The organism is Komagataeibacter saccharivorans, from assembly GCF_004348195.1.
In the GTDB taxonomy this organism is placed as follows: Bacteria; Pseudomonadota; Alphaproteobacteria; order Acetobacterales; family Acetobacteraceae; genus Komagataeibacter; species Komagataeibacter saccharivorans.
The window spans coordinates 2,573,899-2,587,687 of sequence record NZ_CP036404.1 but is presented as its reverse complement, the minus strand read 5'-3'; the positions used below and the strand labels follow the sequence as shown (position 1 = coordinate 2,587,687).

Here is a 13,789-nt window from a genome sequence, read left to right as displayed (position 1 = left end):
CAACCGCTAAAAACAGGTCTGGCCACAGGCTGTGGTGGTGGTGCGGCCTACCCCGTGGCATGCGTTACCATGCTGTCGGTCGCGAAATAACGGTCGATCGCCTGCACCATGGCGCTGGCCACGACCATGCGGTGCGCGGCCTGACGCAGGGCGGCTTCGTCCATATGATTCGACATGAAGCCCATCTCCACCAGCACGGAGGGGATATCGGCCGATTTCAGCACCACGAAGGAGGCATGGCGGGAAGGATGCTGCAACAGCCCGACACGCGGACGAAAGGCGGTTACGATGCTGCTGGCCATATGGGCCGCGCCGTGGCGCGTTTCCTCGGTCACCAGACTGGCGAGGATTTCCTGCACTTCGGGGGATGTCGCATGCACCTGCGGGCCGCCATAGCGGTCGGCGCTGTTTTCGGTCTGGGCCAGCATGGCCGTCTGCCGGTCCGATGCCCTGGCGGCAAGGGTGTAGACACTGGCGCCGCGCACGGCGGGGTCATGCAGCGCGTCGGCATGCATGGAAATGAACAGCGCCGCCTTGTGGGTATGCGCAATATCCACCCGCCCTTCCAACGGGATGAAACGGTCATCGGCCCGGGTCATGGCCACGCGGTAGCGTCCGCTGGCCTCAAGCTGGCGCTGGAGTTCACTGGCGGCGGCCTCCGCCACATGTTTTTCATACGTGCCGGAAATGCCGATGGCGCCGGGGTCCTTCCCGCCATGGCCGGGGTCAAGCATCACCAGCGGCTTCGGGGCGGCAGCTTTCCCAATAATGGCCGGGGCATGCAGGGGGTGGGTAGCATGGTGCGCGGCGGCGGCCGCATGGACATGCGCAGGCACGGGGGCCGCCACCCGCGCCACGGCGACGGAGGGCACCAGAACGCCCAGACCGGCCACCACCGCGCGCCGTCCCGGCTGGATGATGGCCCCCTTTGCCGCCGGGGCGTCATCGTGCGGCCTGCGCGGCTGCGCGTCCTGTCCATCGGGCCGGCCTGTGGTCATGCGTGGGGTTCCGGGCAAAACGGTTGCGGGCGAATCCCTTTCCATTATCATCATACGGGCCGTCCGTCAGCGGGATAAACGCGCAGCCCCCTTGCGGAAAGGGAAACATTGCGTCATGCTGCCCAGCCGTGATGGACCACGCCAAGTCCGAACTGCCGCAGGGCATGTCCGAAACGGCTGGATGCCCCAAGGCATGATTGACTCCATCCGGCATGCCTCATGCATGCGCGGCAGATGCTTACCGGCCTTACATCCGGCCACGCCACGGCGTGGGGGCCTATGCGGCGCACGACCTGATGCAGCCGCGCCGGTGTTCCCGATCGACAGGAAACCGGATGACAGACCTGTCGATACGGAAGGCCCCACCCCGGCAATCAGGCCGGGCAGCGCCCTCCCCAGATCATGACCGAGGATGGATTGGACACCACGCGGGCTTTTTCCGCACCGACGATGACACCATGCCCGAACACGGGCGGCAGCATGCCGCCAGTGGTCCATGGGCATGCGCTGTCCGTCCGCCTGCCACGCGCGAGCGCCCGATCCGAATCCGGTCCCATTATTTTTAATGTTTCTGTCCGTTCCCCCGCTCCCCTCTGCCGCCACGGATCGCGCGCGCAGCCCGGATGCCGGAACGTGACATACCGGAGTGCGCCTATTTATGAGCAAACGCATGCTGATCGACACGACACACGCGGAAGAAACCCGCGTGGTCGTGATGGATGGTAACCACCTTGAAGATTACGATGTCGAGGCTGCATCAAAAAAGCAGCTGAAGGGCAACATCTATCTTGCCAAGGTTATCCGCGTGGAACCCAGCCTTCAGGCCGCGTTCGTGGATTATGGCGGCAACCGCCACGGTTTCCTCGCCTTTAGCGAAATTCACCCCGATTATTACCAGATCCCCGTAGCCGACCGCGAAAAGCTGCTCGCGCTGCAGGAAGAGGAACGCCGCGCGGAAGAAGAACGCCGCGCCCGCGATGACGAGGAAGAAGACGCGCCCGCCCCCACGGCGGAAGAAGGCGAAACCACCACCGACGCCGAAGGCGACGAACCCGAGACGGTTGGCGGCGAGAACGACACCGGTGATGAGGCACAGGCCCAGCGCCGCATCGCGCGCTTCCTGCGCAACTACAAGATTCAGGAAGTCATCCGCCGCCGTCAGGTCCTGCTGGTGCAGGTGGTTAAGGAAGAACGCGGCAACAAGGGCGCGGCGCTGACCACCTATGTCTCGCTGGCGGGCCGTTACTGCGTGCTGATGCCCAACTCGCTGCGCGGCGGCGGGGTTTCGCGCAAGATCACGTCGGTGGCCGACCGCCGCCGCCTGCGTGACATCATTACCGAACTGCAGATTCCCCGTGGCATGGCCATGATCGTACGCACCGCCGGCGCCCAGCGCCCGCGCGCCGAAGTCATGCGCGACTGCGAATACCTGCTGCGCCTGTGGGACGATATCCGCCAGCACACGCTGGAATCTGTGGCCCCTGCCCTGATCTATGAGGAAGCCAGCCTCATCAAGCGCGCGATCCGCGACATCTATACGCGCGAAGTGGGCGAAATCCTGATCGATGGCGAGCCGGGCTGGAAGTCCGCGCGTGAGTTCATGCGCATGCTCATGCCGCAGAACGCGCAGAAGGTCCGCCTGTGGCAGGATCACGAGCAGAGCCTGTTCTCCCACTACAAGGTGGAGGGACTGCTGGATTCCATGCTGTCGCCGTCCGTGCAGCTCAAGTCCGGTGGCTATCTGGTCATCAACCAGACCGAAGCGCTGGTGGCGATCGACGTGAACTCGGGCCGCGCCACGCGTGAGCGCAATATCGAGGAAACGGCCCTGCGCACCAACCTTGAAGCGGCCGAGGAAGTCGCCCGCCAGCTTCGCCTGCGCGATCTGGCCGGGCTGATCGTCATCGACTTCATCGACATGGAAAGCCGCAAGCATAACGGCATGGTCGAGCGCAAGCTGAAGGACGCCCTGCGCACCGACCGCGCCCGCATTCAGGTTGGCCAGATCTCGCATTTCGGCCTGCTGGAAATGTCGCGTCAGCGCCTGCGCCCCTCCATTGCCGAATCCGCGTTCATGCCCTGCCCGCACTGTCAGGGCACCGGCATCGTGCGCGGGATCGAAAGCTCGGCACTGCACGTGCTGCGCGCGATCGAGGAAGAAGGCATGCAGCGCAAGGCCGCCGAGATTTCGGTTCAGGTCGCGCCGGAAATCGCGTTCTATATCCTCAACAACAAGCGTACCTGGCTTTCGGAAATCGAAATGCGGCACAAGATGCATGTCGCCTTCGCCCCCGATGCCAGCCTGCAGCCGCAGGAATGCAAGATCGAGCGTGTAAGCCAGCAGACGGCCCGCTTCGAAGCGCCCGCCGCCATCGAACACGCCCCTGCCGAAAACAGCCATGTGCGTGAAATCCAGATCCAGACCGAACCGCCCGTGGCCGAAGTGACACCGGAAGCCCCCCGCGCAACGGAAGAGGACGAGGATATCGCATCGGGCACCGACCACCGTCGCCGCCGTCGTCGCCGTCGCCGTCGTGGTGGCAGCGCCGCAGCCACGACCACGCAGCCCGAACAGGCGACCCAGAGCGTGGAAGCCGAAGCCGCACCGGTCCCCGCGCAGGAAACGCCTGCCGCAACCCCGGCCTATCGTGGCCCCACCCCGGCCGATCCGTATGGCGATGCCATCATCGACATCTTCGATGTGATCGAGCAGACCACGGCCCCCGTGGAAACCGTGGTGGAAGAAGTGGTGGACCTGCCGCAGGCCGAGCCGGTGGTGATCGTGGAAGCCGAAGCAACCCCGGTTGCTGAGGAAGAAACCACCAAGCCGCGCCGCCGCCGTCGCACGCGCCGCAGCCGCACGCCAGCGGAAGGCACCACACCGGTGGAAGCCGAAGCAGCCCCTGCTGCCGAAGCCGCCGTACCGGAAGCCGAACCGCAGCCTGAGCCGGAAGCCGCCCCTGCGGAAGCCGAACAGGTGGAGGAAGCGCCCAAGCCGCGCCGCCGCCGTGCCGCGACCACCACGCGCCGCACGACAACGCGCCGCAAGGTAGCCGAGACGCCGGAAGAAGCGGCACCGGCGCAGGCCGAGGCCACACCGGCGGAAGAACCGGCAGCCGAGGAAGCGGCCCCGGCCAAACCCGCACGCAAGCGGGCGGCAAGCCGCGCGACCGGCACCACGGCAACCACCCGTCGCCGCGCCACCACGCGCAAGACGGCCAAGGCGGACGAGCCGGTCGAAGCCGCAACCCCGGCAGCCGAACCCGCAGCCGAGGCCCCTGCCGCGGAGGAGGCACCCAAGCCGCGCCGCACTACGCGCCGCAAGAAGGTGGAACCGGCTGAAGCCGCACCGGAAGGGGAAGCCGTAGCGGAAAAGGCGACACCGGAAGCCGAGGCAAAGCCCGCGCCGAAAAAGCGGACCACGACCCGCAAGGCGACCACCACCACTGCAACGGCCACCCGCGCCCGCCGCACCCGTAAGACAACGGAAGCGGCGGCTGCGGAAGCCACACCGGAAACCCCGGTGGTCGCACCGGTGGACGTGGACGAAAGTCCCGCCCCACGCCGCCGCACCGGCTGGTGGAAGCGCTGATAGCGCGGCCAGCAGGCTGAAAGTAAAAAACCTGCCTTCGCAAGAAGGCAGGTTTTTTATTGTCTGCGACAGAAGCTCCGCCCCTGAAACCGGGATGGTGCCTGTTCAGACGAACCTGACGCCAGCCATCTTCGCAATCACGCTGCACTTTCGGCTTCGGTGGCATACCTCCCCCGTCCCGAAAATATATGTGCTGGCCCCTAACCCTCGCTCCCGTCCGGCATGGCCGGAGCGGTCTGCCAGCCTGCACCGATGATGGCGGCGCTGCGGCGGCCCAGCCCGTCATGGCGCAGCACGATCATGTTCTGCTCCTCCAGATAGGCAAGCTGACGCCGGGCGCGACCAAGCGAATGGGTGCCATAGGTGCGGGCGATCACGCTGTCCGACGGGCAGGGCTGGTTATGAAGGGCCGCACGGGCGATCAGCAGGAATATCCCCTGCACATCATCGGGCAGGGCGGCCGCCATCTGTTCGGCGTCCCGCCACTGCTCGCTTTCCGCCGTGGTGCTGTCCACCCCGGCCTTGGCCACGGCCAGCAGGCGACGGAAACGGGGCATGTCCAGCGCATCGCGCCCCATCCCCTCGATCCGGCAGCGGACCAGAAAATCCTGATACAGCACATGGGCGGGGCGGAAGCCCGCATCCTCATCGCGCAGTATGTCGGTCAGGATTTCGATAAAACGCAGCCGCTGGGCTGCCACGTCCACGGGCGGGGCTTCTGCTACCGCGTCCTCTTCCGTTTCAACCGTCGCAGTTTCGGCATGGGCGGCAAGCTGGGTCAGGATATCCGGCGGCGGGCTGAAATTACGCGCAGGCCGCTGCGGCATTTCACGCTCGGGCACCGGGGTCAGGATCAGCTCGCGGATTTCATCGCCCGCCGCAACAGGCTCGAATGGCATGAGACTGGGTCCGGCGGAGCGGCTTTCGGTCTCGACCGGGCCGATCCTGACAGCCAGCGGCCTGCGGCACACCGCCGGGCCGAGGGCCACGAAATAACCGCGTTCAAGATCGCGGAAACTTTCCGCCTGCCGCCGTTCCATCCCCAGCAGGTCAGCCGCGCGCATCATGTCGATATCGAGAAACGTGCGCCCCATGAGGAAATTCGACGCTTCCGCCGCCACGTTCTTCGCCAGCTTGGCCAGACGCTGGGTTGCGATCACGCCCGCCAGTCCCCGCTTGCGCCCACGGCACATAAGGTTGGTCATGGCCCCGAGCGAGGCACGGCGGGCTTCGTCCGATACCTCACCCGCCGCCGCCGGGGCGAAAAGCTGGGCTTCGTCCACCACGACCAGCACCGGGTACCAGTAATCGCGCGGCACTTCGAACATCCCACCCAGAAAGGCCGCTGCACGGCGCATCTGCACGTCGGCGTCCACGCCCTCCAGATTCAGCACGACAGAGGCCCGGTGCATGCGCATCCGCTCCCCCGCTGCCTGCAGGGCGGCTTCGGTATGTTCGGCGGCGTCGATGACCAGATGGCCGTACCGCTCGGCAATGCTGACGAAATCGCCTTCCGGGTCGATGATCGCCTGCTGCACCATGCGCGCCGACTGTTCCAGCAGGCGGCGCAGCAGGTGGGACTTGCCCGAACCGGAATTACCCTGCACCAGCAGGCGTGTGGACAGCAGTTCGGCAAGGTCCATGGTCACCGGGGCATCTCCGGCGGTGGCCCCGCGCCGGTCCCCGATCGTGATTGCAACACTCATGGCGGTGACGGATACCGCCCGCGTTGCGAGTCACGCAACCACTCCCATGCCCCTTCGCCCGCCATGCGGCCCGTCGCCATGCAGCCCTGAAGCAGATAACCGCCGGTTGGCGCTTCCCAGTCCAGCATTTCACCGGCGGCGAAAACGCCCGGCAACGCCCGCAGCATGAAATGTGAATCCAGTTGCGACCACGCGATGCCACCCGCCACCGAAATGGCGCGGTCCAGCGCCGTGGCGGCACTCAGTTCAACCGGCACCCCCTTGACCAGCAGGGCAAGCGACGTGGGATCGCGCGGCGGCGGCCCGTTGCGATCCTCATACAGAAGCGCCATGGCGACCGGGGACAGCCGCAGGGCCTTGCGCAATGTGTTGGACAGGCTTTCGCGCGCCCGCACGCGGGCAAGACGGGTTGCAATCTCGCCCACGCCCAGCGCCGGACGCAGGTCTAGCCTGACGCGGGCACTGCCGCTTTGGGCAATACGGTCACGGATGGCGGCCGAAAGCGCATATACCGCACCGCCTTCGATGCCGGTTTCCGTCACGACGGCCTCGCCACGCACCGTTTCCCCGTTTTCGAGCGCGATGCCGATGCCGCGCAGGGGGGTGCCCGCAAAACGCGTGCGAAAGGCGTCGCTCCACCGGGTGGCAAACCCGCAATTGGCAGGGGCGAAGGGGGTAACATCAATCCCCAGCGCCTGTAATCGCGCGCGCCAGGCACCGTCCGAACCCAGCCGCGCCCAGCTTGCGCCACCCAGCGCCAGCACGGTCGCATCCACCCGCCAGGTCACTTCGCCGCCGGGACCCGATACCTTCAGCCGACCGGCCGCGTCCCAGCCTTCCCACCGATGCCGGGTCAGGAGCCGCACACCTTTTGCCGCCAGTCGGGCAAGCCATGCCCGCAGCAGGGGCGACGCCTTCATGCCGCGGGGAAATACACGCCCGCTACTGCCGACAAAACAGGGCTGGCCCAGCCCTTCGGCCCACGCCACCATGTCCTGTGGCGTAAAGGCGGACAGGGCCGCTTCCATCATGGGCCGCGAGGCACCATAGCGGGAAGCGAACAGGTCGGCATTTTCGGAATGGGTCAGGTTAAGCCCGCCACGGCCCGCCATCAGCAGCTTGCGGCCCATGGTGGGCATCTGCTCCACCACGCTTACGGCACATCCCCGGGCGGACAGTATTTCGGCAGCCGCCAGTCCTGCCGGGCCGCCGCCAATAACAGCGACATGCGGCCTGAAAACGAATTCGGTCATCAGATAATATAATCAATCGGCGGCAGCATCTGGTCCATGGTGAAGGCGGGCAGGCCGGAATGCCGGGTCCCCACGATACGCGCGGGATTTCCGACCACGGTGGTATAGGGCGGCACGGATTCCAGCACGATGGACCCCGCGCCAACCTTCGCCCCCTCCCCGATTTCGATATTGCCCAGAATCTTTGCCCCGGCCCCGATCAGCACGCCGCGCCGCACCTTGGGGTGGCGGTCGCCCACATTCTTGCCCGTGCCACCAAGGGTCACGCCCTGCAGCAGGGAGACATCATCTTCCAGAACCGAAGTTTCCCCGATCACGATGCCCGTGCCATGGTCGAGCAGGATGCGCCGCCCCAGCCGGGCAGCGGGGTGGATATCCACCGCAAACAGTTCCGAACACCGGCTCTGCAGATGCAGCGCCAGATAACTGCGGTCGTTGTGCCACAGCCAGTGCGCCACGCGGTGGCTCTGCACGGCATGATAACCCTTGAAGAACAGGAAAGGCGTCACGTAATCCGCCGTGGCCGGGTCGCGTTCGCGTATGGCCACCAGATCCGCCGCCGCCGCATGCACGATGTCCGGATCGGCTTCGAATACTTCCGTCACCAGTTCGGCCAGCGCATCATCCGCCACGGAGCGATCGCCCAGCTTGCGTCCGATCAGCGCGGCCAGCGCGCCACGGAAGGACGCATGGTTGCGGATGCCCGTCGCCACCAGCCCCTTGACCAGCGGGTCGCAGCAGCCGCAGGCGCCGCTCAGGATTTCCTGCCACAGCACGTCGGGATCAACATGCCCCAGCGTGGGTGGCCATACGCGGCTGACGCGCGGGTTTGCGGGAATGACGGCAGACTGCTTTTCTGACATGACATATCCGTTCCGGCCTGACGGCCGCGTTAACATGCAAGAGCGCGCCCTGTTTACAGCCCCATCGCGTGCCGGGCAAAACTGCGCCGCAGGGGGGTGATGCGATTGACCGCCGCAAGCCCCACGTCGCGGGCCAGACGCAGCGCGGGATTGTCATTGCCAAAAAGCCGCTCCAGCACGTCGGTTGCCGCCAGCATGAGCATATTGGCCGGGCGCGTGCGCGCCTGATAGCTGCGCAGCACCTCCGGCGCGCCCACATCGCCGCCACGGCCATGCACGCCCACCAGAACCTCCGTCAGTGCGATCACATCGCGAAATCCCAGATTCAGCCCCTGCCCCGCGATGGGATGGACGCCATGCGCCGCGTCCCCCACCAGCGCCAGCCGCGTATCGACATAACGCTGCGCGTACTGGGCGGAAAGCGGGTACACCCACCGCCGCCCGACCGGGGTCACGGCTCCCAGCCACTCATCGCCCATGCGGCGGCGGATTTCATGGGTGAAGGCTTCATGTGGCAGTTCGGCCTGCCGGTAGGCCACTTTCTCGCTTTCGGTCCAGACCAGCGCGGACAGGTTGGGATATTCGGCGGTCGGGGCCATGGGAAGCTGCGCGAAGGGACCGGCGGGCAGGAAATGCTCCAGCGCACGTCCTTCATGCGGGCGTTCATGGGCCACGGCGCACACGATACCGCACTGATTGTACGGCAGGCGGGTGACGGGAATACGGGCCTGTTCGCGCAGCGGGCTGCGACGCCCCTCCGCCGCAATGACAAGGCGGGCATTGATGACGCGCCCGCTGGTGGTGCGGATTACCGCCCCTTCCGCCGTGCGGGTGACGCGCGCTTCATCGGGGGCGAAAACCTGTATGCCCGGCGTTGCGTATAATGTCGCATTCAGGGCGACACGCAGGGCACGGGCCTCGATCATCGCGCCGAAGGGCTGGTCCGCATCTTCACGCCCGAATTCCAGAAACAGGCGCGAGGGCGGCTGACCCGGCCGCCCGTCCGTGACACGGATTTCGCGGATGTCGCACGAATCCATGGGCAGGCGCGCCCATACCCCCGCCTGTTCCAGCAGGCGGCGCGAACCGGCGGCGATGGCGTAGGCGCGCCCGTCAAAGGCGGGATGTTCCATGGGCGGCAGTTCGGCACGGTCGATGATGGCGACCCGCATGCCGCCCTGCGCCAGACGGCAGGCCAGCGTGACACCGACAGGCCCGGCCCCCACGATGCAGACATCGGCCGCAATGGCGTCGGACGTGGTGCTGGATGTCATGGTGGCGGTCATCGTGTTTCCTGTTCTGGACCCTGCGGGCGGGGCAAGCCCACCGGATTTACTCCCCACACGGGGGAACGCACAAGCGCGCTTACCATATCGGCCATACGAAGGCGGATGACATGTATCATCCAATCGGGGTATAGGACGGGTGGTTACCTTATCCTTCACACACGGTCAGCCCGGCCGGACAGCAGAAATGGAGACATGGTGAGATGAAGCTTGTCACAGCCATCATCAAGCCTTTCAAGCTCGACGATGTGCGTGAGGCCCTGACCCCGCTGGGAATTCAGGGCCTGACCGTATCGGAAGTCAAGGGCTTCGGCCGCCAGAAGGGGCAGACGGAAATCTATCGTGGGGCGGAATATCACGTAAGCTTCCTGCCCAAGATCAAGATCGAGGTCGCCGTTGCGGACGAACTGGTCGATCAGGCGGTGGAAACCATTCTGGAAGCCGCCCATACCGGCAAGATCGGGGATGGCAAGATTTTCATTTCCCCGCTTGAAGGCGTAATCCGCATCCGCACGCGCGAAACGGGTGACAGCGCGCTCTGACGCCTTATTTCCACTATATTATTTCAGGACTGACCAAGCTCATGGCCACATCATTCCGTTTCAAGATTGCAACCGTTTCGCTGCTGGCGCTCACCCTGTCCACCGGTGCGGCACAGGCGCGTGAAACCGCCAAGGCATGCCACCAGAAATTTACCGCCGCCCGCACTGCCGGCACCCTGAACGGGCAGTCCTACAAGGCATTCAAGGCCGCGCAGTGTGACACCGACACGGCGGAAGCAACAACCGCTGCCCGCCCCGCAACGGAAAGCGCACCGGCTGCGGCACCCGTGGCGACCACGCCTGCCCCGCATGCCACGGCTCCGGCCACGACCGCCGCCGCATCGACCACGGCGACGATGCCCGACGCCATTTCCCCCAAATACAGCAAGGAATCGGCAGGCAAGGCCCGCATGCACACCTGCCTTGACCAGTACAATGCCAACAAGGCTGCCAACGCCAATGGCGGACTGCGCTGGATCCAGCGCGGCGGCGGCTATTACAGCACCTGCAACGCCAAACTGAAGGGCTGAGCGCCCACCTGCTTCCGGGACGACCTTACGGTCGCTCCGGCCGCCCGGGCGCGGGACGGACAAAGGCCTGATTGACGGCATACGAAATCCACACGCGGTGCGTGGCGAACCAGTCCGATCCCAGCAGCATTTCCAGATGTTCGCGCAGCGGAGCCACGGTCAGCGTGACATTGCGTTCCAGTTCATGGCCGACCTGCAGACTGTCAAAACGGTGCCAGTGGTAGATATCCCTGTGCCCGTCCACGCTTGCGGTCACACCGCCGGGGTCACGTTCCAGCCGGGACTGGCTGACACCGGCACGATGGGCCACTTCGGGCGAGACGATGCGCGAGCGCGCGCCACTGTCCAGCAATGCCGTAACCGGCCTGCCATCCAGCCCCACCGTCAGCAGGAAGCGGTTGTCCTGCCGGGTCAGTGGCAGGGTTTCATAGGGTCCGTCCCATGCCGGTGGCGGGGCGCATACCAGTGAGGCATGCTGGATATTCCACAGGGTCAGCGTGCCGCCGGGCACGTTCACGTCCAGATCGAAACGCGACAGGATATCGCCCCCCAGCAGGCCCGCGACGGGCGGCTGGATCATCGGCTTGCCCGGCAGTTCGCCCACCGGCACGGAACGCGGCCCGAAATCCACATTCCCCACCCGCAGGTCCGGCACCATGGCATTGGGGGTCGCCTGCGCCACACCACCCGTACCGTGAACGATGGTTTCATGGTCGGGATCAAGCCGCAGGCGCAGATAACCCACCATATCGGGCGTAAGCAGGCCCCCGTCGGACCCGGTATCGACCAGCGCGCTCAGTTCATGGCCCGCGATACTGACAACGATGGAAAGGTAGCCGCCATCATCACGCAGGGGCACCTGGGCTACGCGTTCATGATTGCACAGCCGCGCGGTATCCTGTGCGCGGCTGCTGCCCTGCCCCATGCCGGTCATGGCAATGGCGGCCAGCAGGCAGGCCGCCAGGCACGAACGCGCGCGCGCCACTAGCCCAGCCGTTCCGCCATGGCATCGGTCGCATCGAGCAGGGCGGACTGGATGCCGGGCTCGGTCATGGCATGACCTGCCGTATCGATCACATGGAATGCCGCCTCGGGCCATACGCGGTGCAGGTCCCATGCCGTGCGCATGGGGGTCGCCACGTCATACCGCCCCTGCACGATCACGGCGGGGATATGCCGTATCCTGTTAACGTCGCGGATCAACTGGCCTTCATCCAGCCATCCGGCATTGACGAAATAATGGTTTTCGATGCGGGAGAAGGCCAGCGCGTAACGCGGATCGGCATGCTGCACGGCACTTTCCGCGGCAGGGCGCAAGGTGATGGTGCGCCCTTCCCACACGCTCCACGCAATGGCAGCTTCCATCCGCGCCTTCTCGTCCGAACCCGTCAGGCGACGGTTATAGGCGGCCATCATATCCCCGCGTTCCTGCGCCGGAATGGGGGCCACAAACTGTTCCCACTGATCGGGAAACAGCCATGATGCCCCTTCCTGATAGTACCACAGCAGTTCCGCCCGGCGCAGGGTGAAGATGCCGCGCAGCACCAGCGCGCTGACACGCTGCGGATGCGCCTGCGCGTAGGCCAGCGCCAGCGACGACCCCCATGAACCACCAAAGACCATCCATTCCTGCGCACCGGTCATGATACGCAGGCGTTCAATATCGGCAACCAGATGCCAGGTGGTGTTGTTTTCCAGCGCCGCATGCGGCGTCGAACGCCCGCAGCCCCGCTGGTCGAACAGCAGGATACGGTAACGCCGGGGATCGAACATGCGCCGCTGGAAAGCCGAGCACCCGCCACCAGGACCACCATGCAGGAACACGACGGGAATCCCTTCGGGATTGCCGCACAGTTCCCAGTAGACGCGGTGTCCCTCGCCCGTATCAAGCCAGCCGTGATCGTACGGATCGATCGGAGGGTAGGCAAACCGCTCTGGCATGGGCAATCCTGTTCATCGTGCAGTATCGGGCGGAGTATCGGTGGCATGCGGATGGGCGCGTGTCCAGACATCCAGAAGCCGGGCCTCATCGGCAAGGGTATAGCGCTGGGTCGTGGACAGGCTGGCATGGCCCAGCAGGTCCTGTATCACGCGCAGGTCGGCCCCGCCTTCCATAAGGTGGGTTGCAAAGGAATGTCGTAAGGCATGGGGCGTTGCATGGTCGGGCAGCCCCGCCATGTGCCGCCATGTGCGCATGGCGCGCTGGGCAATTCCGGCCTGAAGTCGGCCACCACGCACGCCCACGAACAGCGGCGCATCCACGTGTGGCAGCGGATGCACGCCCCGCCAGTGTTCCAGTGCTTCCATTACCCGGGGCAGGACGGGAACCATGCGTTCCCGATCGCCCTTGCCGCGCACGCGCAGCACGCCATCACCTTTCGTGGCATCGCCCAGCGCGCGTGCCTGATCCAGATCGCGTATATCCAGTCCCAGCGCTTCGGAAATACGCAGCCCGCACCCGTAAAGCAGCATGAACAGGGCGCCGTCGCGTATCTGCGCCATCGGGGTATGGGCAAGGTCGGACACGCCTTCCGGCACGTCGAGCGCCTGCGTCCGGGCCAGCGGGCGCGGCAGCGGGCGGCGCGTGCGCGGCGTGGCCAGCAAGGCCGGAGCAGGATTGTCCACCCCGTGATACCGGGCAAGGTAGCGGAAAAATGACCGCAGCGCCGAGACCCGCCGCGCGCGCGTGCGGGCCGCACGGTCCTGCGTGGTGGCGCGCCTGCCACTCAGGGCGGCAGCATGTTCATGGGCAAGCCAGGCGCGCAGATCGGCAAGGGACAGACCAGCAAGCGTCCCCATATCCGGCTCCGCCCCGATATGTCCGGTCACGAACGCAATGAAACGGTCCAGATCGCCACGATAGGCCGTAAGCGTAAGGGAGGAGGCACGGCGTTCGGTCTCCATCCACTGCAGAAAGGCATCGCGTGCCCCGGTCGCCATCATGCCGCCAGCCCTTTTCATCCGGTTCCTGCCCGCCTTATACCGCGCCGGGCATCCATGCCAGCCATACGCATGCATG

The 13,789-nt window shown here is 65.7% G+C and carries 12 protein-coding genes; 3 read left to right on the top strand and 9 right to left on the bottom strand.

Annotation, left to right across the window (positions count from 1 at the left end):
• Window positions 1–47: 47 nt before the first annotated feature.
• The gene (locus KSAC_RS11940; protein WP_110546945.1) at window positions 48–998 is read right to left on the bottom strand and encodes an N-acetylmuramoyl-L-alanine amidase family protein; all 951 of its coding nucleotides are present in this window, start codon (window positions 996–998) and stop codon (window positions 48–50) included.
• Window positions 999–1,372: 374 nt separating this feature from the next.
• Window positions 1,373–1,555: a hypothetical protein gene (locus tag KSAC_RS17335; RefSeq protein ID WP_162900392.1), complete on the bottom strand. Its 183-nt coding sequence runs from the start codon at window positions 1,553–1,555 to the stop codon at window positions 1,373–1,375.
• A gap of 101 nt (window positions 1,556–1,656) precedes the next feature.
• Between KSAC_RS17335 and KSAC_RS11925 the strand changes: the two genes are divergently transcribed.
• Complete coding sequence (locus KSAC_RS11925; protein ID WP_132305560.1) at window positions 1,657–4,590, top strand: Rne/Rng family ribonuclease; 2,934 nt, start codon at window positions 1,657–1,659, stop codon at window positions 4,588–4,590.
• A 200-nt stretch (window positions 4,591–4,790) separates the two neighbouring features.
• Here KSAC_RS11925 and KSAC_RS11920 read toward each other — a convergent pair whose 3' ends face one another.
• The 4 genes from KSAC_RS11920 to KSAC_RS11905 are packed head-to-tail and all read right to left on the bottom strand — an operon-like array spanning window position 4,791 to window position 9,698.
• Complete coding sequence (locus KSAC_RS11920; RefSeq protein ID WP_132305558.1) at window positions 4,791–6,296, bottom strand: ATP-binding protein; 1,506 nt, start codon at window positions 6,294–6,296, stop codon at window positions 4,791–4,793.
• Complete coding sequence (locus KSAC_RS11915) at window positions 6,293–7,549, bottom strand: TIGR03862 family flavoprotein (protein ID WP_132305556.1); 1,257 nt, start codon at window positions 7,547–7,549, stop codon at window positions 6,293–6,295. Before KSAC_RS11915 ends, KSAC_RS11920 begins: the two co-directional genes overlap by 4 nt.
• Window positions 7,549–8,412 (bottom strand): serine O-acetyltransferase, encoded by an 864-nt coding sequence (gene cysE / locus KSAC_RS11910; RefSeq protein WP_102324726.1) that lies wholly within the window; start codon window positions 8,410–8,412, stop codon window positions 7,549–7,551. Before cysE ends, KSAC_RS11915 begins: the two co-directional genes overlap by 1 nt.
• A gap of 53 nt (window positions 8,413–8,465) precedes the next feature.
• Window positions 8,466–9,698 (bottom strand): UbiH/UbiF/VisC/COQ6 family ubiquinone biosynthesis hydroxylase, encoded by a 1,233-nt coding sequence (locus KSAC_RS11905; RefSeq protein WP_132305554.1) that lies wholly within the window; start codon window positions 9,696–9,698, stop codon window positions 8,466–8,468.
• Between the two features lie 203 nt (window positions 9,699–9,901).
• Here KSAC_RS11905 and KSAC_RS11900 point away from each other — a divergent pair, with 203 nt between their 5' ends.
• Window positions 9,902–10,240, top strand: coding sequence for a P-II family nitrogen regulator (locus KSAC_RS11900; protein WP_102324728.1), 339 nt, complete (start codon window positions 9,902–9,904; stop codon window positions 10,238–10,240).
• Between the two features lie 41 nt (window positions 10,241–10,281).
• Complete coding sequence (locus tag KSAC_RS11895) at window positions 10,282–10,770, top strand: hypothetical protein (RefSeq protein ID WP_110546949.1); 489 nt, start codon at window positions 10,282–10,284, stop codon at window positions 10,768–10,770.
• 25 nt (window positions 10,771–10,795) lie between these two features.
• On the opposite strand, the gene KSAC_RS11890 is transcribed toward KSAC_RS11895, so the two are convergent.
• From KSAC_RS11890 to KSAC_RS11880, 3 genes are read right to left on the bottom strand one after another with little or no spacing between them, the layout of a single operon-like run.
• Entirely contained in the window at window positions 10,796–11,704 is a 909-nt protein-coding gene (locus tag KSAC_RS11890) for an aspartyl protease family protein (protein WP_110546988.1), read from the bottom strand.
• A gap of 50 nt (window positions 11,705–11,754) precedes the next feature.
• Complete coding sequence (gene pip / locus KSAC_RS11885) at window positions 11,755–12,711, bottom strand: prolyl aminopeptidase (protein ID WP_132305552.1); 957 nt, start codon at window positions 12,709–12,711, stop codon at window positions 11,755–11,757.
• 12 nt (window positions 12,712–12,723) lie between these two features.
• Window positions 12,724–13,713, bottom strand: coding sequence for a tyrosine recombinase XerC (locus KSAC_RS11880; RefSeq protein WP_165927349.1), 990 nt, complete (start codon window positions 13,711–13,713; stop codon window positions 12,724–12,726).
• Between the last annotated feature and the right edge of the window lie 76 nt (window positions 13,714–13,789).

Excerpts from the sequence above, each read along its gene's own strand:
- KSAC_RS11880 (WP_165927349.1), bottom strand. The coding sequence starts at position 13,713 with ATGATGGCGACCGGGGCACGCGATGCCTTTCTGCAGTGGATGGAGACC.
- pip (WP_132305552.1), bottom strand. The coding sequence starts at position 12,711 with ATGCCAGAGCGGTTTGCCTACCCTCCGATCGATCCGTACGATCACGGC.
- KSAC_RS11940 (WP_110546945.1), bottom strand. The coding sequence starts at position 998 with ATGACCACAGGCCGGCCCGATGGACAGGACGCGCAGCCGCGCAGGCCG.
- cysE (WP_102324726.1), bottom strand. The coding sequence starts at position 8,412 with ATGTCAGAAAAGCAGTCTGCCGTCATTCCCGCAAACCCGCGCGTCAGC.
- KSAC_RS11915 (WP_132305556.1), bottom strand. The coding sequence starts at position 7,549 with ATGACCGAATTCGTTTTCAGGCCGCATGTCGCTGTTATTGGCGGCGGC.
- KSAC_RS11890 (WP_110546988.1), bottom strand. The coding sequence starts at position 11,704 with ATGACCGGCATGGGGCAGGGCAGCAGCCGCGCACAGGATACCGCGCGG.
- KSAC_RS11895 (WP_110546949.1), top strand. The coding sequence starts at position 10,282 with ATGGCCACATCATTCCGTTTCAAGATTGCAACCGTTTCGCTGCTGGCG.
- KSAC_RS11900 (WP_102324728.1), top strand. The coding sequence starts at position 9,902 with ATGAAGCTTGTCACAGCCATCATCAAGCCTTTCAAGCTCGACGATGTG.
- KSAC_RS11925 (WP_132305560.1), top strand. The coding sequence starts at position 1,657 with ATGAGCAAACGCATGCTGATCGACACGACACACGCGGAAGAAACCCGC.
- KSAC_RS11905 (WP_132305554.1), bottom strand. The coding sequence starts at position 9,698 with ATGACCGCCACCATGACATCCAGCACCACGTCCGACGCCATTGCGGCC.
- KSAC_RS11920 (WP_132305558.1), bottom strand. The coding sequence starts at position 6,296 with ATGAGTGTTGCAATCACGATCGGGGACCGGCGCGGGGCCACCGCCGGA.
- KSAC_RS17335 (WP_162900392.1), bottom strand. The coding sequence starts at position 1,555 with ATGGGACCGGATTCGGATCGGGCGCTCGCGCGTGGCAGGCGGACGGAC.